This window comes from Bacillus sp. LQ01, assembly GCF_057624735.1.
In genome coordinates this window covers 1,313,186-1,336,990 of record NZ_JBYEZL010000002.1, presented here as the reverse complement: position 1 = coordinate 1,336,990, position 23,805 = coordinate 1,313,186, and the positions used below count along the sequence as shown (strand labels likewise).

Sequence of the window (23,805 nt, the reverse complement as noted above, 5' to 3'; positions counted from 1 at the left end):
ATATAATATTTTCCTACACATTGAGATTGCATGTTGTATAAGGAAGCCCTTCTTCTTTCCATGCAAGAAATCCTCCCTTTAAATTCACTACTTCCTTTATACCAGCTCTTTGTAAAATACTAGCTGCTATAGCGGAACGTAATCCGGTTCGACATTGCAAAACTATTGGAAAATCTTTCGGTATATAATCTAGTTGTTCAAATAGATTACCTAAAGTGATATGTATTGCATCATGAAGGTGTCCTTCCTCCCACTCTTTTTTACTACGCACATCGATAACCTTAACGCTTCCACCTTTTATATGCGGATATAATTCAATCGATGTTTTTTCTTTGTAACTTTCAAATCTATCAAGTCTTTGTATTACTTTTAAGGGTGCAAAAGCAATAATATTATCTAACCCAATAGATTCAAATTCTCTAATAACTGCCTCTACTTTAACTTTTTCCTCATCTAGAATTATTAAAGTTTCTTTTTTATAATCTAATAACCATCCACACCAAGTTGTGAAAGAATTGTTATAAGGTATGTTAATTGACTTCTCGATATGACCTGCAGCAAAACTCTCTACATCCCTTATATCAACTATTTGATAAACGCTCTTCAAAATTTCTTGAAGTTCTTCTACTGTATTAATAGCAGTACTTTTTCTCTTCTTACGAATTGGCGGACCATACTTATTTAAATTCTTCATTAATGAAAAATACTTTGGAGGCTCTGGCTGTCCCGTCAATAAAGTCGATATAAAATCACTTTCTTCATTACACCGAAATGCCCAATTGAACATCTTTTCATAACCTAATGTAGAAGTTGGAATTGCTCCTAATGCTTTTCCACATGCGCTTCCCGCACCATGTGATGGCCATATTTGCAAATAATCAGGAAGTATTTTTATTTTTTGTATAGAATCAAATAATTGTTTCGCTCCTATTTTTGCAGTATCTTTAATACCGACTGCAGTTTCTAATAAATCCGGTCTTCCTATATCTCCTACAAATATAAAATCACCTGTGAATATTCCTATCGGTTTATCATTCGTATAATTATTTTGACTTGTATCAGTTACTAAAAAAGAAATACTTTCAGGCGTATGCCCTGGGGTGTGAATTACATTAAATTTTATATGACCTACTTTAAACTCTGTGCCCTCTCTAACCAATTTATATCGACCTTCGTTAAGATATTGATATTTCCAATCACAATCTCCTTCATCAGATACATATAAATTTGCATGGTAAAGATTAGAAAGTTCTCTAGACCCAGAAAGAAAATCAGCATGAATATGAGTCTCAGCCGCAGCAATTACTTCCATCCCCTCTTTCTTAGCAAATTCTACATATTGTTCTATATAGCGACTAGGATCAATAACGATTGCTACGCCTTCTTTCTGACAACCGACTAAATAGGAAGCATGTGCTAATTTTTCATCATAAAAATATTTTAAAAGCATAGCTATTCCCTCCAATTAGTTATTTCAAATTAATTTTCAATTTTTGTAACCACTTTTTATCTTCTCCTATAGAATCCCTTTCAACATTAAATTCCAATACATATATGGCAACATATATCTTTTAAGTAAAAACATACTATACCGTTCTTTCGCTTGATTAAATGGAAACGTTTCTTGAGGCTCATGTTCATAGTTAAATTCAGCAAGTATAAGACTTTTATATCCTGTAACAATCGGACATGATGTATATCCATCATATTTAGCCTGTAAATCTCTTCCGCTAAGTACGTCCATAATATTTTGTTTTAAGACGGGTATTTGTTTTCGAATTGCTGCTCCAGTTTTAGAGGTAGGTAAATTGGTACAATCTCCAAGTCCAAAAATATTTTTATATTGCACATGCTGCAAAGTATAAGGGCTTATATCTACCCACCCCTGATGATCACTTATCTCACTCTCTTTAATAAAATTAGGTGGCCCCATTGGTGGAACAACATGTATCATACTATATGGTACGGTTTCTCTTTTTAGTGTTTGCGTATCTTCAAAAATTGCCTCTCTCTTTTCGGCGATAATTTCCACTAAATTTTTATTATAATTCGTTATAATTTGCTTTCTTTCTAGTACTTGTTCTAAAGTATTTGCATATCGTGGAACCTGAAATATGTTATTGTTTGCAGAATAAAACATTACTTCACTTCTGTTTCTTACACCACTATTACAAAAATACTCCTCTGCTAAGTACATAATTTTTTGTGGAGCACCACCGCATTTAATAGGAGTATTAGGGTGGGTAAAAAGCGCATTTCCTCCTTTAAATTTTTCGATTTCTCTCCAAGTAGAATCAACATATGTATAAGAATAATTGCTACATACCCCATTAGTGCCAATAGACTCTTTTAAGCCTTTAATACTGTCCCAATTTATTTGTATACCAGCTGCTACAATAAGAATTTCATACTCAAGTAGCAGTCCGTCATCTAAAAGTATCTTATTTTCAGATGGAAATAACTTAACAACACTTTTAGGGATCCACGTTGCCCCTTTTGGAATAAGCGATTCCTGATTACGCATCGTACTTTCCTTTGAAACAATTCCTCCCCCCACTAAACTCCATAGTGGCTGAAAGTAATGTTTTTTTGATGGATCAATAATTGCTATACTTTCTTTCAATAGGGGTACATTTCGTAATAAATGTGCAGTAGAAGATAGTCCTGCTGTCCCAGCACCAATTACAATAATTTTATAACTATCTCTGGTCTTCATTATCCTCTTCCTATCTAAAATTGATTTTTAAATTAACTAATTAGTAGCCATTTTTTCATCGTAGTAACATTATTATAAGTTAAAAACACCATAATTTTATCTGATTTAAATGAAAATTTTGTTAATTTTACCATCAACATTACTATATGCGTAAATCCACTATGTTACTTCCATATTTTAGTTTTAATATCAAAACTATATATTGTTATATAAGATAATATATTAAAATACTTTTCATGAATCCGGATAAGTAATGTTTTAAAAACAACAATTTTACTACAGTAATCAAGAACAGTTTTCTAAATTAAGTTACTGCAGAAAATATAACTCTGGCGCAATATCCCTACCAGCTTTCATTCCAATAGTAACTCCATGATATAACATCAAAGATGAAATCCCTCAACTTAGGTATTTGACTTTTTAAATTTATACAAATGTCTTAGCTCTATGTACTGTGATATATAGGTCCACATCAATATGTTATTGCATCATATACTGAACAGATAATTTAAATTACTTTTATAAAGGATGATGAGGATGAACCTAGAAGATATACAAAAATCCTATGGCGTAATTGTAAGTTTAGGAGGATTGTGTCAAGTCACCAACCAAATCAAAAGACACAATTTAAGAACATTTTCTGGACCTTTAGATTGGTTTTATTATCCATCACTTTCAGATGTAAACAGATTACTTCAAAATCGATTTAAAAAATTTATGAAGTTGGAAAATATGATTATAGAAGGTTCAGAAAGTTACGGTCTTATTGAATCAGAATTTGATAATCAAATTAAATGGGCAGAACGAATTACCTACTGTATAAAGGACACTTATTATAATTGTTTTTCAATGCATGATTTTCCTATTAATTCAGAAAAGGATTTGAAATCAACCTATCCTTCTTTTAAAGCTAAATTAGACACTAGAATTAATCAATTCCTTGAAAAAATAAATAGTAGTGAATCCATTTTATTCATTAGAATTTGGGGAAATCGAGATGAAGCGGTTGAATTACAAAACGTATTATCTAAAATTACAAATAAGGATTTTAATATCCTTATTGTTAATTTCAAGGAGGGTATATCTAATATTGTTGAACAAAATTGGGGAATATCGAGGGTTTGTTCAATTGAACTCCCACGTTATCAGGATAGATGGGAAGGTGATGATTCCGATTGGAATGCTATTTTAAACAAAATAACATTAACTTAATAATTTTCTTCTTACTTTTAACATGATTTGGCCCGTAAAATCAAATAGGTGTAGAGAAATAAAATTCCTGTCTAATTGATACACACTTAATTAACAAAACGTTCATATAATAATTCGTAAGTCCTTCTTTATTGAATAAATAGTTCTTTACAAAATTAGTTCCATCACTAGAGCACCTTTATGCGGTGCTCTTTTTTGAATTTATAAAATGTAAAAATAGTTGTTCCATTTTCCTTCAAATGGCTAATTCCCTTTGTTATTCTTCTGTTGATTTCTGTATAATCATTTATGCAATCAGCATATTCTGCTTATGTAGTGCATTCACGACTACTTACTTCCATACTTTATCTTATATTTTGTCTTCTTGGATATTTCATTATAAGCTTCTTCAATTCCCTTGATTTCCTTCCCCTTCTTTTATCTTAAGAACAAGCAATTTCTTTCATTAATATTAAATAAACTAAAGCATAGATTTTAAAAGAACCTAATTTACATATAATTAATGATAAACTACAATGTGTATTCTCCACGTTTAATCAACATCTGAATTATAAATCTAACATATTTTTTTTAGTTGATTGTCATTATGGTACAACCGTGTATACATTTACCAAACAAACTACATAGTTTAAATTAGTAAAATATATTGAGAGGAAGGAAATAAATCTATGAAAGTCATAATTTTGTGTGGCGGAAAAGGGCTTCGGATGCAAGGAATTTTAGAGGACATTCCCAAACCATTAGTTCGAGTTCAAGGAAAGCCTCTCCTCTTGCATATAATGAATTGGTATAGAAAATATGGACATTCTGATTTCATTTTGCCCTTAGGATATAAAGGTGAGAAAATTAAGGAATATTTTATGGACTTTAGCTGGAAAGAGAATGACTTTAGTTTGAATTTTAAAACCAGTCAATATACGCTACTTCAGAAATTAGAAAATTGGAATATACACTTTATAGATACAGGAATTGATACAATGACCGGGGCAAGACTAAAAAAACTTGAATCCTTTGTACAGGGTGAAACCTTTTTATTAACTTATGGTGACGGATTAGCCAATATAGATATTGATCAACTAATAGCATTCCATAAAGAAAAAGGAAAAATTGCTACATTAACTGGAATTAAAAAAAATAGTCAATACGGCCTATTGGCGGTCGAAGATGGAATTGCTATTGATTTTAAAGAAAAACCATTACTTGATGAAGTAATTAATGGCGGTTTTTTTGTATTTAACAAAGAAATATTCGATTATTTAAGTAGTAATGATGATTGTGTTCTAGAAGAAGATCCTCTTCGAAATTTAATAAAAGACAATGAGCTCGCAGTCTATGAACACAATGACTTTTGGGCTAGTGTCGATACACCTAAAGATTTAAAAACTGTAAATGAAAGTTGGAATCCAAATAAATTTTAGTGGAGAGGACTGAATAAGCATTGAACTCTAATGATAAAAAAATAAGTTTACCTCGATTGTATATCCCCTCTAATGAGAAAATAGTTAACCCACTTTCAACAGGAATTAAAGCTTCAAATCTCTCCAAAAAAAATACTCAAAAAAGAATTGATCCCCAATTCTATAATCAACAACATGATCTAAATAATCATTTCTGCGTCATTGTAGGTAGTGAGTATGTCTTGAAAATTATTGCTTTACAGCAATCATTAATGCAGTACTCAGAAAAATTCACATTGTGGATTTGTTGTATAGATCCTTTTGCATATTCACTATTAAAAGAAATGAGTTTAATTAATGTAAACCTTTTACAAGTTGAAGAATTGGAAGATCGTGAACTAAAAGCAATTAAGAGAAAAAGAAAAGTAAATGAATATTGTTGGACTTTAAAATCTGTCTTGATAGAATATTTATTGGTCAATTATGATTTACCATCTATTCTATATTGTGATGGTGATTTATGCTTTTTTTCTGACCCTAATATTATTTTTGAGGAATGGGGTGACCATTCTATTTTCCTAACCCCCCAAAGAGATCGTGATTGGGTAGAAAAAATGTATGGAAAATATCAGGCTGGTCTAATTGGATTTAAGAATGATCTCTATGGACTAAAAAGTGTAAGATGGTGGAAAAATAAATGTATAGATTGGTGCAGTGCCGAGGCTGAGGAGGGGAAATTTGGAGACCAAAAGTATTTAGATTATATCCCTATATATTTTCCAAAAGTAAAAATTTCAAATAACTTAGGTATAAATGCTGCGCCTTGGAACTGTATATATAATAACGATTATAAAATTGACAAGACTAAAAACGATATATTTATTGAAAACGACAAACTAGTTGTTTACCATTTTGCATGTATTACTATCTTTACTGAAAATGATTTTGATCTTTGGTCTTTGGGAGAAATTTCAATACCCAATAATATATTAAACCATATTTACACTCCGTATTTAGAGAGAATTCAATTTATTTTAAAGCAATTAAAGGATAAATTCAATAAAGATACTAAACAATTTTTAAGTAAAAAAGATATAAATAAAGCTCAAACTTTATATAAAGATTCACAATTAAGAAGAAAAATGAATCAATCCAATCATTTTATGAACTTTTCCATGATTATAAGTAAAGAACGATTAATCCAAGGATTGACTTCTTATTATTCCTTAGAAAATTTCAACGCTAAATTTACTGTATGGATTTGTTGTATGGATGATCTAACGTATCAAATATTAGAGAAATTAAAATTAAAGCATGCCATACTAATTCCGGTAAAGGATATTGAAAATCATGAACTCCTCAGTATAAAAAATGATAGAAGTTTACAAGAATATTGTTGGACATTAAAAGCGCCCCTATGTCTACATGTCCTTAGTCTTTATCCGGAAGTTGATCACATTATATATTGTGATGCTGATATGTATTTCTTTACAGCACCTAATATCATTCTTGATGAATGGTGGAAGTACTCTGTATTCCTTTGCCCTCAAAGAAGCTCTACTGAAATTGAAAGCATACACGGTATATACCAAGCTGGTTTAGTAGGCTTCAAAAACGATCAAAATAGTAAAGAAATTTTAACATGGTGGAAAGATAAATGCCTAGAATATTGCAATAATCAATATGATGTTGAAATGAATAGATGGGGTGACCAAAAATATTTAAATCACATTCCTAACATCTTTTCTAATATAAAAATCATGACTCATAAAGGTATTGATGCAGCACCTTGGAATGTCATTTTAAATAGCAGTTCTATATCCAAAACAGATAATAAAGTTTTTATTGATCAAGATGAATTAATAGCTTTTCATTTTGGAAGTATGCAAATTATTAATCCAAATGAGTTCGATTTATGGAAACAAGAAACTTTAGAATTACCTCCAGCAGTTTTAGATTATATATACATTCCTTATATTGAACAATTGAACAAGACATGTCATACCCTTCATAATACTTTTCAAAAATCTCCCTCCTCTTTATTTACTGACCAAATTGATACAACAACAATAAAAAATTATTTTAAATACCCCTCCCCTCATCACAATTAAGACTGATACTTTCCTTATTTAAAAATAAATCTATTTATTTCAGCAACTAAAAATACATCTTAATAAAGGATAGATTATCACTATGATTGCTTCATTTAAAAATAAAACTTTCCTTATTACTGGTGGATACGGTTTTATTGGTTCTCACTTGGCACGAAGACTTTTAAATTTACAAGCAAAAATTGTTCTTTTCATAAGAACACCATCAAACTCTTGGAGACTAAAGGATATTCTAAAATATATTGAAACCTATGAAATAGATATACGAGATAAAAAACAAGTACAAGATGCAATAAAGAAAATTAATCCCGATTATATCTTTCACCTGGCAGCCTATGGTGTAAATTCTGCCCATACAGATTACATCCATGCTATAGAAACAAATGTTATAGGGACTTGTAACATTATTCAAGCAGCAAAATTGGTGAATTGTAAAAAAATCATCAATTTTGGGAGTAGTTCTGAATACGGTAACAAGATGGAACCTATTCATGAAAATATGTTACTAACTCCTGTGGACATCTATGGAAGTACCAAAGCTGCTGCTACTATACTCGCCCATCAAATTGCTAGCGAAAACAATATTAATCTTATAACATTAAGACCTTTTGGCATATTCGGAGAAGGCGAAGAGCCGCATAAAATTTTTAGCTATATAATCTTGCGAGTATTACAAAACAAAGATGTAAATTTAACTTTATGTAATCAATTAAGAGATTATTGTTATATAGAAAATGTAATAGATGCCTGTATCCTAGCAGTAGAAAATACTACTGTACAAAATGAAATCTTTAATATTGGGAGCGGCACTATTCACCCCTTGAAACATTATGTAGAATTATTATTCAAACATTTGAAAACCAATTCCAGACCAAATTACGGTGCAATTTCCTCTAGAACAAATGAAAGATGGGTTCCTGAAGCGGATGTGCAAAAAATAAAAAACTCTCTTTCCTGGGAACCTAGAATTAATATTGAAGAAGGAATTATAAAAACTGTTAATTGGTATAAAAATAATAAACATTTATACCTAACTCCCTAAAAATAGGGTACTAAAGGAGGTGGACTAATTGTTAAACCAAAACTTTAATAATGCTTTTTACGGAAAAAGAATTTTAATTACTGGACATACTGGTTTTAAAGGTTCTTGGTTATCCCTATGGTTGAATGAATTAGGTGCTGCTGTAATCGGATATTCATTAGATCCTAAAAATAAAAATGATAACTTTAACATTACTAACCTCCAAAATAATATAATTGATATTCGTGGAGACATTAGAGATTTTAATAAATTAAATAAGGTTTTTACAGATTATAAACCTGAAATTGTATTCCATTTAGCTGCCCAACCTCTAGTTAAGTATTCATATGAATATCCTAGAGAAACATACGAGGTAAACGTTGTAGGAACTATGAATGTACTAGAGGCAATTCGATTACATGAATCAGCTAAAATAGGAATTATGGTGACAAGTGACAAGTGCTATGAAAATAAAGAATGGCCTTGGGGTTATCGTGAAATTGACCCTATGGGCGGCCATGACATATATAGCTCAAGCAAAGGATGCTGCGAACTTTTAATTTCTTCCTATCGTAATTCTTACTTTTCAGAAGAAAAATTTTCTCAACACAAGAAAATAATTGCAAGTGTTCGAGCTGGTAATGTAATTGGTGGTGGTGATTGGTCAATAGATAGAATTATTCCCGATTGTATACGAGCATTAGAATCAAACAAAAAGATTATTATTAGAAATCCTACTGCTATTAGACCCTGGCAACATGTACTAGAACCTTTAAGCGGGTATTTACTCCTTACAGAAAAAATTATAAATAATGGTATCCTTTTTTCAGGAGCATGGAACTTCGGGCCATCCCTAAGCAATATTGTTTCAGTAGAAAAATTAGTGACCAGTTTACTAGATATTTGGGGCTGCGGGGATTGGACAGCAGAAAATATAGGTCCAATAAATTTTCATGAAGCAAATTTACTAAACCTTGACATTAGCAAAGCAAAATTCAATCTTAATTGGCAGCCAAAATGGTCCCTACAACAGACTTTAGAAAATACAATAGAATGGTATAAACATTATAATTCTTACACCAGTTCTGAGATGAGAAATCTATGTATTAGCCAAATCAAACAATATTGCATGCTTTGAACTACTTCCCACTTACCCATACTTGCTGTGAGTTCCTTATGGAGGGAGTCTTCTTGGCTAAAATGATAAAATAAAACAAAACCATACGTAAGATAATTTTACTATTACAAATAATGACATAGTCTGTTTCACCTTTTACATTATCTAAAAAAGAACTTGTAGGAATTCTTACAAGTTCTTTTTTATTTCCTTTATTCTCTTCTTATTTACATACGCAAGATTTATACATTTGGTGGTGATACATACTATATTTATCCGATAAAATAATCTAAAAATTAACACATAATTGATCGTTTTAAGAAAAAGAAATTTCATAAATCTTCAATCACAGTTTCTTAGTTCACCTAATAGAACGTATAAAGACTCATATCATCTTTTGATTATTTTTGGATGTTTTATTCTACGTATATTCGACACAAATTGATTGTTTTTTATGAATTTTCTTGAAAAATATTGTAATATCACTCCATTTTTTCTTCTATTTTGTTATGATGTTTATAATTAAATTGGATTAGGATTTTTTTAGAAAATGGGGGCGTATATTATGAGTGTCTCAGTAAAAGGAAATGAGCAATTAACCTCTCTATTGAACGACTGGTATCGATCTATGCTATCTCAGCAAGTTATAAAAGCTACTAATCTAAAAAAGAAAATTGATGAAAAAATTAATAAGTTAAGCATTGAACCGAATCAAGAGCATCAGGATCAAAATTTGTTACTATACTATTCACTACTCGAATTTCGTTACAAGGTCTTAACAGATAGCCTTGGTATTCAACAAAATAGTTTTGATACTATTAGCGATTATGATATGCCTACAGATCAATTTCTACAATTCTATTATCATTTTTTCAAATCCATTCATTCCACTTTTATATCAAATTATACTGAGGCAGAGGAACATTATAAACTAGCAGAAAAAATATTGGTAGCTATACCAGATGAAATTGAACACGCCGAATTTTACTATAGAATTGCTACTTTCTATCACCATACCTATAACAATCTCGCTTCTATCGAATACGCAAATAAATCGAGAGCAATCTTTTCAAAGTACGAAGGTTATGAAGTAAAAACAGCCTTTTGTAATAGTTTGCTAGGTGGTTGCTGCATCTATTTAAAACAGTACGAACAAGCAGAAGAATATCTACATTGTGCAATTGATTTACTACAAAAAAATAGGGAAGAAGATTCCTTGTTATACGTAAAAAATACTATGGGGTGGCTGTATTCTGATCAAAGTATGTCTACTTTAGCTATTCGTCACCTTTCAGAAGTAACAGAGAAAATCCCTACACACTTCAAGGCCATCTTCCTACAAGCTAAGGAACATTATAAGTTAGGAGAACAATCAACGGCCAGCCAACTCATTGATAAGGGACTACAGATTTGCAGAGAGATTCATAACGAAGAATATACACACCACTTCTCTATTTTAAAAAAATTAAATGAAAATATTCCATTGGAAGAATTAGAAAAAATCATTCAAGAAGGAATCTTATACTTTGAGGAAGAAGAATTATGGGAATATGTTGTCGAATACGCCGAATTATTTGCCACAAAATGTAGACAATTAGAGAACCACCAAAAAGTAAGTGACTATTTCCATATTTGTTATCAAGCAAGACAAAAATCAATCGCAAAAGGAGTGTTAAAATAATGAAAAAAATTAGCTTATTATTATCAAGCATTGCTTTTATTGGGGTATTAACGGTGGGAATTTTTCAGTTTTCTAAAACAGATCAGCTTGCTACTCATGGGCATTATCCTGCTCCTTCATATAGTGTTGGCGATTATGGTGGTGCACCACCACAAATTTAATGTAAATGTATTTAAAAACCCTCCAAATGGAGGGTTTTTAAATGGCTTATCTGCCTGTTCAATACGCATAGAGAGTACATATTATACTTATTTACTATGTTATAAGATTTTTCATTTCCACTCTGTAACAAGATTCTAGCATTCTCTCCTAGAATCTCAACTTAAATCTTAAATCCACCAATTAACTCTTGAAGTTCTTCCGCCATCTGTGCTAATTGTATTGCTGAAGAATTTATCTCTTCCATAGAAGCATGTTGTTCCTCAGATGAACCAGCTATCGTTTGCATACTTGAAGAATTTTCTTTTACAGCCATAGCTATTTGATCAATCGATGTATCGACTTTCATTGCATCAGTAGTCATTGTATTAGATAGTTCCACCATACCATGCACTTTTGACACAATATCATTTGCAGATTTTGAAATCTCATAAAAACTTTGTTTTGTATCGTTAGCAACTTTAATTCCCGACTGTACTTCTACGCCTACTTCATTCATAGCTTTTACAGTCTCATGTACGTCTGCTTGTATTTCCTTAATTAAACTTCCAATTTCCATTGAAGATCCGGATGATTGCTCCGCCAACTTTCTAACTTCATCGGCAACAATTGCAAATCCTCTCCCCTGTTCCCCAGCTCTAGCTGCTTCAATCGCTGCATTTAATGCTAATAAATTTGTTTGTTCCGCAATATTTTGAATCGCTTCTAATATACTGCCAATTTGCTGTGATTTCTTATCTAATAATTTTATGACATTATCGGATTGAGAAACAGAGTGATGGATAGACTGCATTTGTGTTACAGTTTGTTCTACTAATTGTTCACCTTCATTGGCTTTTTGTTTAGTGTATATGGATGAAGCCGATACTTCAGAAGCATTCTCAGCTACGTATTGAATATTTCGTGTTACCTCACCAATTAATTCAGCTCCAGACTCAACTTCATTATTTTGAACCTCTGCACTGTTCGAGATTTCTTCCATCTCTTTTGTAATTTGTTCTGTCGCAACACTTGCTTGCTCTACACTAGCAGTTAGTTCCTCAGAAGACGCAGCTACATGTCCTGCAGATGTGTTAATTTGAGAAATAATATTACGTAACGACTCTGCCATTGTATTGAAACTACCACCTAATTGACCAAGTTCATCCTTTGAACGAATATCTATTTTCTCGGTTAAATCTCCTTGACTAATTCTTTGAGCTGAAATGACTAATTGTCTTAGTGGAGTAATTATAGATTTGAGTATGAATAGAATTACAATTCCACCTAACAATAATGAAGCACCTATTATAGTGAGCGTTTTATAAAAAATAGGATTGGTAGCTTCTTCAATTTCTTTCGTAGGCATTACGCCAGCTATTTTCCAACCTGTTTTTTTATTTGTCTTAAAGCTTATGTTTCGATCTTCACCATTGAGGCTATAAGTAATTACTCCATCTTCTGTCTTGTACAATTCATCCACTAAAGTTTTATCTAATTTCTCTCCAGGTTTTAGTGATGGATGAACAACTATAGTTTTATCTTGACTAACTATAGATACAAATCCTTGCTTCCCAATTTTTATCATTTTGGATGTTTTTACGATATCTTTAATATTCAAATCTACGCCAATGACACCACTTTTATCTGCATTCTGCTTTGCAATTGCAATTACCATATTTCCTGTAGACTTTGATTTATATGGAGATGAAACAATAATCTCTCCATCTGCTTTTACTGCATCCTTATACCAACTGCTTTCTAGCGGATTAAACCCTTCTGGTATTTTTCCAACAGGTGCATGAATAAATTGATTGTTACTGGATGCCGTATAAATCGTTTCTATCTCTGGATGTAACTGTATATATTGATCAAATTTATTCTGTACATTTTGCGATTGTTCAGGATTATAATCCCCTTGTGTGAGTACCTTTGCAAAATGAGTGATATCTGTATGCTTATTTTCTAATTCATCATCAACAATCTTATCTAAAATACTTATATTATCTTTTGCTGATTGTAGAATTGTTTCATTAAGATCTGTTTTTGCTTTATTATAAGATGATACTCCTACGATAAGGCTTGGTATAATTAATATTGCTATAAATGTCATAGACAACTTCGTTTTAAGCTTTATTTGCCCCAATCTTTCTTTTATATTAAACACTAGCTACTTCTCCTTTTCATTTTTACTACTTATATAGTTTATTTAAATTTTTCTCCTTTACTTTTCCACATTCATTTATGGTACCATTCGAAATGAAACCACAATTACATCCTATTATCCGTACTTTATAATTTAGAGATTTAATTTTCACAGACAGAGTTTTATCTGCTCTCCTTTCGAATATGTTATTTTTCTAGATTCAGCAATTATTAGACTACGAATTATTCCAAATAAACTTGATGCAACATATACTTCATTTAAAAAATAATTATTGGATTTGTTTGGATAAAAATCTAGTTTAGCGCTAATCCAATCGGATGAAATTCTTACCATAATACATTCACTAAACATAAATAAGTAAATTTATTTCTTTTAATACTTATATTCAACTGCCTTTTAACCATTCTAACTGTATTATTTCATCGTTTTATCTATTTATTACAACCACTTTTGTATTATTGAATCACTAAACTATAAATTCTAAATAGGAGAATAAAATAAATTAGAGAATTACATTGTAACACATATATATAAGTTGTTAATATTAAAATTTAAAACTTTACTATTTTTCATATGCAATATTACATGCGAAAAGCCATAATTTTTTTGTTATACTATGCATGTGGATTTTTCATCCAAAATCCACCCAAACGCATATTTATGTATATGCCACCCTAATTGATGAAAGTGAGAAGAGTGTTTATCATTTTTCTCACTTTTTTATTTAGGCTCTGTTAATATTGATTATTGATAAAAAGTATTAAATAAGGGAAGACACCTTAGAGTTGGTGCTTCCCTTATTTGTTGATTATTCAAATCTAAAATAGGTATTTTCTAAACCTATTCTTTGCTTTAATGTTCTGACCAAAGCATAATTATTTGGTAATTCTTTTTCAATGACACAAATAATATAACCTGCTTTTCCTGTTGTTAAATTAGTTAGTTGTAAGTAGTTAGTGTTGTCGTAGATATAAGAAATAATATATTCATAGAAATTATTTTCTTTATCTTCTCTATTCATACCAACATTGTACACCCTAACTCTTGCTCCTACCCAAATTTCCTCATCATCATCAACATTACTTAAAGGCATCCATTTCGAGTTATCCAATATTTCACCCTTTTCTTAATTCATTCGTTTATACACGAATGTTGCTAGACACAAACTATCATAAGCATCCGTCATTTCATTGATTAGACGACCACCGACAGAGAAAAAAGACTCAACATAGCTTTTTACCCATTGAAACACTTGCTCTTTTAGTTATTTTTACATTTTGAATCTACGAAAATGAATTCCCTTATAAAAACTCTAACAGAGAATCTTCCTTCCAAATTTCACCTAGGGAATTATTTGTTTTCCAAAAAAACTACCAACATCTTTATCAACTCATTTTAGAATATTTAAACAATAATTCCATATACATTACCTGCATAAATTATTCATTTTCTTTTATATAAGACCTACCTTTTTACTTTTGATAGATTATTAGACATTGGATTATTATACATAAATCCCAAAAACATGCGGTATTTTGTAGAATTTTGTCTATCAATATGTATGTACACCCTTTTGTAGTGGATATAGACTGTGAGGTGTAAGGAGATACCTTACAAAATAATAAAAAGGAGATTATAGAATGAGTAGATTAACAAAATTCTCAAAGTTAGTATTTGCAACTTTAATCGCGGGAAGTAGTCTAAGCACCTTTGTTTCGTCACACAGTGTACAAGCTGACACCTTAGATCCTAATTACCAAGACAATATAAAATTCATACCACCTTCTAGTGCTAGGCCAAAATTGGAACAAAAAAACACTATTGTTCCAGAAGCAAAAGTTGTTAAAAACCATTATGTAAAGTACTCTAAAGCACATTTCCAAACTAAAGAAAGTATACCAAAAGAGATTTATTATTCTTCAGAAGGCTTTAAGGGCTATATACAGGCAAGTACCGTTTGGGATATGGGAGATCATTTCGCAACACTATATTCCGGAACCGTTATTCGATGTTAGACTTTTAATCCATTCTCCCCTAATGCTTAAAATGGTTAATAACTCACTGCCAATACTGTAATATCTATTGTTCATAAAATAAACCACAAAATCTTTCGATTTCATGGTTTATCAAATATAAAGATAATGCTAAACGAATACTCTAACATTACCTTCCCCAAAGTTAATTATAGAGTATTTTCAAAAAAAAGACACTCTTGTAGTGTCTTTTTTATAGTATTTTAAAAAGAATTCCACCTACTAACACCTTTTTGTTGCGCCTATTCGTTTATTTCAATATGATACTTTTCCATCTCGTATATGCAATAGACAATGATAGCTAAACTCCAACTGACACTATAATAATTATGTGTGTAGAAGTCATAGCCCGCTTTAATACCTTTCTCTATTACAACTAATGTAAATCCTAAAGCCACCCATCTGTTAATTTTCATCTTTATAAACGTTAAAGAGATAATTATTAAAAATAAAATATTTGTAAGATGATTTATCATTAGCTCATATTTTTGAATGTATACCGCCATTATACAAGCAACGATATTAGTCGCAATGCCAAAGGCAATCACCGCTCCCCAAACCCTGTCCGAAAGTCCCACTCCTGAGTCAGTCCCTTCCTAAACAAATATCCCTTTCTTTAATTCGTTCCTACACCCTATTCAAGATATGCTAAATTATCCTTGTCTGATGAATATCTATTTATCTTTTCATATAGAGCAAACAAAATTTCTACTCATAATTTTTTCTTTATTAGACAAACTATGTCTAAGCCGTTTGAACTAGCGGCTTCACTCTTCTGGTAATGAGATAGCACAATTTATTGAATTGACTAACTCATTCAATCCACTGGCACCGGCAGGCAACAAAATAGTTGTCTGCCATTTTCATGTATACTTTTTCTAATTTCATTACAAACCAAATGTGTGCTGTACTGATTTCAAAAGGACAGCATTTCATTTTTAAAAATGTAAAAAAGATAAGATCCTGTCTACTTTTGGTATAGGACTTTTTCTTTTCACACATACTATTTTTGAACCTGTTTACCGATACGTGTCCTAATGGTGTCTTGAATTCCTCCTAAAAAGGGCTGCAGATACGACTGCATGCCCTTTTATTTACGTTGCTTCTCTATATTGAATAAAATAATTAAAAACTAAAAATGTAATATTACATATTTTTTCTGTTCAGATTATGTTAGGATTTACTTCGTAGTCGAATTATAGTTTCGTATCTAATTCAGCAATATGTGAACTGTTTACCTAAAGAAAAGACAACCAAAAGGTGTCTTTTCTTCTTTTAATCTAAAAAACATTTCTCCTATTTAGTAAGATCCAATTAGCCCTCTAACCTAAGCCTCATATTTAAAGGTAATTTAATCATACACTCAAGAATTTTCATCTATTTCAATATACTTATAACTTAATTTCCAATCACATTTCCAGCACTATATTTGCTTTCTTACAGAATTTCTGTCTTGTTCTTAATTCTGTCAAAATCCTCATGTAGCTATACAAAGAATATATGCTACTATGATATTAAGAAACTATGCGTTCCCTTAACCCTGTACCCGGCCCTGTATTTATTACAGGGTCTTTGTTTATTTTATTTACTTTTATTTACTTTTATTGGCTTATAAAGGTTAATACACAACCAATTTCAATTAAAATCGTTTAAATGTTAGTTAGAATTTGAAATAATATATCTATTAACTTTTTTAACAAATGAAATCTAATATTAAATTTCTAAATCTATACTGTACTATACACCAGTTAACACTATATAAATAGTATTAACTATCTTAATTGAATATTAGTAATAGTAAGTATAAACATTATCAATTTACTACATCTTACATTTATGTAAAAATAAATACATGTTAAGCTTTTTCAAAATCTTTCCCCTAATAAAGATTTGAAGTAGCATTTCATGATTCTCCTTACTGTTAATATGCCTTGAAAAAGAACCCTATAGGGTTCTTTTTCTTTTCATTATAACCTCAGTAAGTCCTTATTTAACATGCAAAAAGGACTGCTAATTATTTGCAGCCCTTTTACACGTTAATATACACTTGTATTACATGCTTAAAACTTTATTGTATTAGGTATTTATACCAACTAAACATGCCATTATCATTTAGATATATAACACTTCAAAGTTTAGAAGTATACAATAACAAATCTTTCCCAACTTCCAGCTACATAACTAGTAGCTGTTAATTCTCTACCACCATTTGCTGATATATATCTACCATTACTTAGTGCTTGTAATACATATATCCTATTGTCTCCACCATTATATAAGATAAACTTTTCCCATGCACCAATTGATGTACGATCTGCTACTACTCTACCATTTGGCTCAAACAAAACATACTTCCCATTACTTTTAGTTTTTAAAGCGTACGTATATAATTCCCCAGTCGGAATTAATTCGAATTTCTCCCATTCATTAACTGCATTACGATTTGCTATTATATTTCCCGAAGGCTCAGCCGAAACATATTGTAAATTTGCTGCCTGTATAGCAACTGTCCAACTTCCATTTTACTTTAAAGGTTTAAACAATTGTGACCACATTTGTTTAAACCTCCACAATTTTTTCTAAGCTATTCTCTAAAAATCTTATTTTTCGTTGTAAATAAACCTGATTGGTACTCTTTATGCAAAAGAAAAGATGGAACCTTTAATTCAACTCCACCTTTTTTCGAAATAAAAAGCATCTAATTCTATTTGAATTAGATGCTTATATTTAGTCCTTAAACCTAATATTCTAAACTATTTACGCGTTTGTAAATCTTTTTTTATTACATCCCAGAGTGAATTATCTTGACGCATCGGTTTACCCTCTTCATCCCATTTTATTTTTTCTGTTCCCAATTCATAATTCATCCCTGTCCATGTGTCTTCACGGAATGCATAGAATGATTTATGCCATCCTTTTTGGTTAAAGATAGAAATAAGATCTTGCATGTATTGGGTAGCACCTGGAACAGTACGGTTAATTCCAAACTCCTCTGCAATAATTCGATTAGATGGTACATGATTTTTCTTAGACCATTGTTGAATTGGCTTCAAAAACTTCTCTAATCCCTGTCTATTCCACATTACAGGTTTCTCTAAATCCCCTACTTTTACTAATCCTGGATATTGATATTCCTTGTTTTGTTTTTCACCTTGGCTCGTTAATTCATATGGTTCATACATATGAAATGCGTATAGTGTTTTTTTATCCTCTACTGGTTTTAAATATTTAAAGGCCCATGGAGTAGCATATAAACCTGAATCTAAAATAATCGGTGTTTCTTTGTCCACTTCACGAATGGAGTTAATCACCTTTTCATAAAATCTGTTTAAATCAGCTGTCGTTCCTTTTACTTTTGCATACCATTTCTCGTAATCTTCCGTCCAAAAATCATTATATCTATTATTTTTAGCTGTTTCTGGATGTGGTTCATTTATAATATTATAACCAACCACCGCGGGGTGATCTTTTAGTTCCAGAGCGAGGTCCTTCCAAAATTGACTTGCTTGTTCTTGATACTTCTCTTCTTCCCATATTCTGTCGTCATTCTTATTATTATTAAATTGGCGCCATCGATCACCAGGTAAGGATAACATTGTAAGAACGACTTTCATTCCTTGTGATTGTGCGGCATCTAAATCCGCCTTTAATTTTTCTAGATCTTCCTTTACTAATCCCCGATAGTTATCTGCATTACCTATCAGAAAATCCTTTCCAGAAGTATCTGGTTTATCCTCAAATAGAAAATCTTTATCTTTTGCCCATTTATCAGGTGCTAAACGTACATATTCAATATTAGCTTCTTTTGCACTTTTATAGTTTTCAGGTAATGACGTACTATTCATGAAATTAGTACCCTTTCTTTTCGAATCCCAAAAACTAATTTTTGAATCGCCCTTGTGGTATGTATCAGCTCTTACATTCATTTCCTGTACTCCAAAACTCATCATGCCTAATAACGCAACAATTGGCAAAACTTTTTTCACAACTTTTCCTTCTTTCTCTTTATATTTAACACACATAACATACCTTTGTTTTGTTACAGGAATATGGCAATTTTCCAAAAATACCTTTTAAATTTATACATTGGTAGTTCATTCATAAAAAAAGAAAGAGATAATTAGAACGTTGCTTCATTTTAAAAGAAACAAAAAAGGAATCCTTTACGGATTCCTTTTTGCAATGCACTCTTTTTCAAATGGTACATTTTGCACCTACTTTTAGTATAACTTATAATTCCTATAAAATAAATAAGATTAACTGAAATTTACTTCAAATTGTGATAAAAAACATAATTAAGAAGCGCAGATAACTAAATATCATCCCTTTTATTAAATAAAAAAGATTAAATAATTCCCCCTCCAAACTAGGACCCTTTTACACTTTTTACAAATATCGTTATAATTAGATAAACTAAAGCATTATCCCATTAACAAAGGGACTCCATAATTGGAGTCCTTTTGTTAATTAGCTATTAAAAATGATAGCATGTGATTATTGTATAATTTCTTCCTTTTTTAGATCTGCATATTCTTCTACGAAATCCCATAAACCTTGCTTTTCGAAGTAAGAAATACTTTTTTCACTTCTTCTAAGAGTTTAATTACTTCATCTTCATTAAGAGAACGTAAAATATTGAAATGATATACATACTCTTCATTTCCTAATTCCATACAAACTGCTAATCCTTTTTCAATAAGTTCTTTTACAATAAGTTCTTTTACAATAAGTTCTTTTACAATATTTGTTTTTCTTAGCTTATAGTGTTCACGCGCTTGTAAGAACACTGCTTTAAAATGGGCAATATTCTTCTCTGTCACTTCTGATAAATGACGAATTGCTAATTTAGATAAATTTTGAGTTGCATATAATAGTCCTAGATTATGCCTTACTATTAAAATCAATTTTTCTTCATTATGTTTTTGCAAAAGGTCAATGGAACGATTGAAATGTTCTTCCGCTTTTTCAAATTGCTTTAAGAATATACGAGCTGTCCCTAATGCGGTTTCACAAGAAGCAACTTTCACCTCATATCCCATTAGCCCTAAATACAAGGAATATAGATACTTATTTTACTTTCAAAGGCTGAAACCTTGCTGCATAACTACTGAAAATAAAGTGAAAAGACGTTCAAATCCATATGGATAGATCGTCTTTTCACTTTATTTCATACATATACTGATTTTTCACTTATTCATTTTGTATTGTACTTAAAAAACCAATAAATTCATCTTCATTTACAGGTTTACTGTAGTAATAGCCCTGAATTAGATAACATGCATTACGTTGTAACACTGTTAATTGTTCCTTCGTTTCTACCCCTTCTGCTATCACTTTCATGTTTAAAGTATGAGCAAGTGAAATAATGGTTTGTATAATTTCATCTCCATCAGTAGAAGTTCCAATCCTATTAACAAATTCTCTTGGAATTTTCAAAGTATCAATTGGATAAAGAGGCAGATACGCTAATGAAGAATAACCTGTACCAAAATCGTCAATTGATAAATGTACACCATATGATTTTAATGCTTTTAACTTCGATAAGGTTTCCTTTTCATCTACCATTGCTATTCGCTCTGTTAATTCCAAATCAATCGAATTAGCAGGTACTCCTATCTCTTCTATGGTAGATATAATGGTTTGAACAAAATCTTTCTGTTCAAACTCTATAGCTGATAAATTTATCCCCATCTTTAGATTTGAAAAGCCCGCAGAATGCCATTCTTTCAGTTGTTGACACGCTTTCTGTAACGTCCACTTCCCAATTGAAATAATCTGCGCCGTTTCTTCTGCGATAGGTATAAACTCAAAAGGAGAAATCAGTCCAAGCTCTGGATGTTGCCAACGTATTAAAGCCTCTGCACCAATAACCTTACCTGCTTTACTATCAATTTGTGGTTGATACAATAAAAACAACTCATTATTTTCAATTGCATTTGGTAAATCCTGTTCTAATCGTAATCGACGAGTTACTTTTTGAGATAATGTCTCGTCATACATACAAACAGCATTGTTACCTTTTTCCTTTGCGCTATACATAGCGATATCAGCGTGTTGTAAAAGTGTAGTAGTATTTATTCCTCCAAATGGATACACTGCTATTCCTATACTAAGAGATAAGTAAAAACTATGCTGATTTACTACAAATGGTTCTTCAGTTATACGAAATAGAGTTTTACACAAATCCAATAGCTGTTGCTCTGTTTGGTTATGGACAATGATCGCAAACTCATCACCACCTATTCTTGCTAGAGGAATAGTCGGTGACAGACATGTCCTAAAACGTTTGGCAACTTCTTTTAAAACCTTGTCACCAATCGAATGACCCAATGTATCATTAATAGTCTTAAAGCGATTTAAATCAATATACAGGAGCCCAAACTTATCCTGTGTTTTTTGTGCACGCTTAATAGATCTATCTAATTCTTGTTGGAAGAATATACGATTTCCAATCTCCGTCACCGTATCATGGAATGCAAGGTAATTTATCTCTTCCTGTTGTTGTTTCATCCTTGTTATGTCTTTTACCATTACATAGCTCCCAAAGGTTTGTCCTTCTATCATAATAGGAACTATAGTGACATACCAAAAGAGTATATCCTTCTCATTGTTATTTTTCACACGTAACTGTAGTGAAGATGAACTACATCGTTTCCCTTTCTTTATAGCTGCTTCCAATTCAGATTTATCTTCATCTAAAAAAATAGAGAAGCACTCTTTCCCTATTAATGCAGCACTTTCTTTTCCTAATAACATACTTCCAGCCTGGTTTATATTTAATACGATACCGTTTGAATCAATCGTTAAAATAGGATCCGGATGATACTCATATAATGACTTAAATCTCTCTTGATTTTTTACTAAATCATTAGATTTATTTATTAAATCCCTTGTTCTTTGAGATACTGTTTGTTCTAATTGATTATTAAACACTTTTAATGTTTTAGTTAACTCTTTGTTTTGCATTCGTACGATTGTATGACGAATCAGTACAAATACAAAAGCAATACAATTTCCCGTAATTAATGTAGCTGAAGAAGTTTGCTCTTTCAAAGTAAAGCCAATTAAGACTGCAACTGCAAGATAAGGGAATATACCAAGAAGTTTCTCTCCAAATGTCGGATTAATAATAAAATAATTTCTTTTAGAAGAAGTATTCTTTGGGATTGTAGCAGCAATAGCGATAAATAATAGGAAAACTCTATACAAACACCTTAAAAATATAACTGAACGCTCTGATAAATCACCTTGTAAGTAAAAATACAAATAGTCCGTAATAGCCAATCCAGTTAATACTAGGATAAAAATAAACAATTTACTTTTTGCATTGAAAATAGCAGGTCGAAAGATCAGTGTAACTCCAAGTAATAGAAGCAATAAATCTATAATCGGAAAAATAAATGAGAGAAAAACATCTCCAATTGATAAGAATAAAATATTTGCAGATGGTTTATTAAATAGGTACCACTCTAATGTAAAAATAGCAGTAACAACAATGCATAAATCACAAAGTAAATACGCTTTCTCCCATTTGTTACATTCCATCATAATTTTATAAAAGAACGCAAAAAGAAAGAAGAATAAGAAAAACAGTAGAAATACATCAGAAATATTAAAATTTTGTATTGGTAATTCTACATTAAGTACTTGAAAAGCGGATATGAAATTTCCTATCAAAAAACACCCTATTGCAATAGTAATGCAAACCCAGAATACTCCTAACTTAATTTTTTGGGATAATATAGAATACAGTAATGAGATAAATACAGTAGTTTCAACGACTAAAGATGATAGTCGGATATTAAAATCTGATACGAAATAATGATTCGGAAAAACAAATAAAAATATAAAGCAAAAGCTTATATAAGTTATTAAAGCCAATATCAATACATAAAATTGCACATATACATGTTTACGCAATGGATTCACCTTCTTGATTTTTCTATACTTTTATTAAAAAATGGCTTGATGGTGGCACAAGTCCTACTAATTAAAATGTGTGCTACCTATTATCCATATTATGACCTTTTTAAAAGATTTCTTTCTATACACAACAATCTTATTAACTTTTTGTAGATGTTTACAATTATCAATACTGAGGATTCTAAAAAGGATAAGCTGAAAAATGTAATTTTTTAAGTATTTGAGCATCGTAAATTTGGCGAGTACAACTTATCTACTCTTTACATATGAGATAGAATCTACTCCTCTA

The 23,805-nt window shown here is 30.9% G+C and carries 17 protein-coding genes and 1 pseudogene; 8 read left to right on the top strand and 10 right to left on the bottom strand.

What is annotated here, in order from left to right:
- Nucleotides 1-13: 13 nt before the first annotated feature.
- Entirely contained in the window at nt 14-1,450 is a 1,437-nt protein-coding gene (locus AC22L0_RS19260; protein ID WP_087965043.1) for an MBL fold metallo-hydrolase, read from the bottom strand.
- 66 nt (nt 1,451-1,516) lie between these two features.
- Nucleotides 1,517-2,716, bottom strand: coding sequence for an FAD/NAD(P)-binding oxidoreductase (locus AC22L0_RS19255; protein ID WP_084064067.1), 1,200 nt, complete (start codon nt 2,714-2,716; stop codon nt 1,517-1,519).
- Nucleotides 2,717-3,253: 537 nt separating this feature from the next.
- Here AC22L0_RS19255 and AC22L0_RS19250 point away from each other — a divergent pair.
- The 7 genes from AC22L0_RS19250 to AC22L0_RS19220 all read left to right on the top strand — a co-directional run bounded on the left by AC22L0_RS19250 (nt 3,254) and on the right by AC22L0_RS19220 (nt 11,416).
- On the top strand, nt 3,254-3,928 hold the full coding sequence (locus AC22L0_RS19250) for a papain-like cysteine peptidase (RefSeq protein WP_087965045.1): 675 nt from the start codon (nt 3,254-3,256) through the stop codon (nt 3,926-3,928).
- Nucleotides 3,929-4,596: 668 nt separating this feature from the next.
- Nucleotides 4,597-5,346, top strand: a complete 750-nt coding sequence (locus AC22L0_RS19245; protein WP_000864433.1) for a sugar phosphate nucleotidyltransferase — start codon at nt 4,597-4,599, stop codon at nt 5,344-5,346.
- A gap of 20 nt (nt 5,347-5,366) precedes the next feature.
- Nucleotides 5,367-7,436: a glycosyl transferase gene (locus AC22L0_RS19240; protein WP_487272406.1), complete on the top strand. Its 2,070-nt coding sequence runs from the start codon at nt 5,367-5,369 to the stop codon at nt 7,434-7,436.
- Nucleotides 7,437-7,518: 82 nt separating this feature from the next.
- Nucleotides 7,519-8,478: an NAD-dependent epimerase/dehydratase family protein gene (locus AC22L0_RS19235; protein WP_000561952.1), complete on the top strand. Its 960-nt coding sequence runs from the start codon at nt 7,519-7,521 to the stop codon at nt 8,476-8,478.
- A 28-nt stretch (nt 8,479-8,506) separates the two neighbouring features.
- A complete protein-coding gene (rfbG, locus tag AC22L0_RS19230) occupies nt 8,507-9,595 on the top strand; it encodes a CDP-glucose 4,6-dehydratase (protein WP_000934338.1) in 1,089 nt (362 codons plus the stop codon).
- 544 nt (nt 9,596-10,139) lie between these two features.
- Nucleotides 10,140-11,255, top strand: coding sequence for a Rap family tetratricopeptide repeat protein (locus AC22L0_RS19225; RefSeq protein WP_000116962.1), 1,116 nt, complete (start codon nt 10,140-10,142; stop codon nt 11,253-11,255).
- Nucleotides 11,255-11,416, top strand: a complete 162-nt coding sequence (locus AC22L0_RS19220) for a hypothetical protein (RefSeq protein WP_000724116.1) — start codon at nt 11,255-11,257, stop codon at nt 11,414-11,416. The genes AC22L0_RS19225 and AC22L0_RS19220 overlap by 1 nt, the downstream gene beginning before the upstream one ends.
- 161 nt (nt 11,417-11,577) lie before the next feature.
- On the opposite strand, the gene AC22L0_RS19215 is transcribed toward AC22L0_RS19220, so the two are convergent.
- The 3 genes from AC22L0_RS19215 to AC22L0_RS19205 form a co-directional block, all read right to left on the bottom strand.
- The gene (locus tag AC22L0_RS19215) at nt 11,578-13,560 is read right to left on the bottom strand and encodes a methyl-accepting chemotaxis protein (RefSeq protein ID WP_139894595.1); all 1,983 of its coding nucleotides are present in this window, start codon (nt 13,558-13,560) and stop codon (nt 11,578-11,580) included.
- 808 nt (nt 13,561-14,368) lie between these two features.
- Nucleotides 14,369-14,653 carry a hypothetical protein gene (locus AC22L0_RS19210; RefSeq protein WP_002005513.1) on the bottom strand — a complete coding sequence of 95 codons (285 nt, stop codon included), beginning with the start codon at nt 14,651-14,653 and terminating at the stop codon, nt 14,369-14,371.
- Nucleotides 14,654-14,686: 33 nt separating this feature from the next.
- On the bottom strand, nt 14,687-14,812 hold the full coding sequence (locus tag AC22L0_RS19205; protein WP_002026153.1) for a hypothetical protein: 126 nt from the start codon (nt 14,810-14,812) through the stop codon (nt 14,687-14,689).
- A gap of 388 nt (nt 14,813-15,200) precedes the next feature.
- Here AC22L0_RS19205 and AC22L0_RS19200 point away from each other — a divergent pair, with 388 nt between their 5' ends.
- A complete protein-coding gene (locus tag AC22L0_RS19200) occupies nt 15,201-15,575 on the top strand; it encodes a hypothetical protein (protein ID WP_000088957.1) in 375 nt (124 codons plus the stop codon).
- A gap of 260 nt (nt 15,576-15,835) precedes the next feature.
- On the opposite strand, the gene AC22L0_RS19195 is transcribed toward AC22L0_RS19200, so the two are convergent.
- The 5 genes and pseudogenes from AC22L0_RS19195 to AC22L0_RS19175 form a co-directional block, all read right to left on the bottom strand.
- Nucleotides 15,836-16,171, bottom strand: coding sequence for a hypothetical protein (locus tag AC22L0_RS19195; protein ID WP_000524431.1), 336 nt, complete (start codon nt 16,169-16,171; stop codon nt 15,836-15,838).
- 1,557 nt (nt 16,172-17,728) lie between these two features.
- Nucleotides 17,729-18,115, bottom strand: a pseudogene (locus AC22L0_RS19190) (fascin domain-containing protein); the annotation flags it as partial.
- A gap of 231 nt (nt 18,116-18,346) precedes the next feature.
- Nucleotides 18,347-19,615, bottom strand: coding sequence for a glycoside hydrolase family 5 protein (locus AC22L0_RS19185; protein ID WP_002026152.1), 1,269 nt, complete (start codon nt 19,613-19,615; stop codon nt 18,347-18,349).
- 513 nt (nt 19,616-20,128) lie between these two features.
- The gene (locus AC22L0_RS19180) at nt 20,129-20,632 is read right to left on the bottom strand and encodes a tetratricopeptide repeat protein (protein ID WP_061139036.1); all 504 of its coding nucleotides are present in this window, start codon (nt 20,630-20,632) and stop codon (nt 20,129-20,131) included.
- Nucleotides 20,633-20,783: 151 nt separating this feature from the next.
- Nucleotides 20,784-23,513: a sensor domain-containing protein gene (locus tag AC22L0_RS19175; RefSeq protein WP_033667177.1), complete on the bottom strand. Its 2,730-nt coding sequence runs from the start codon at nt 23,511-23,513 to the stop codon at nt 20,784-20,786.
- Between the last annotated feature and the right edge of the window lie 292 nt (nt 23,514-23,805).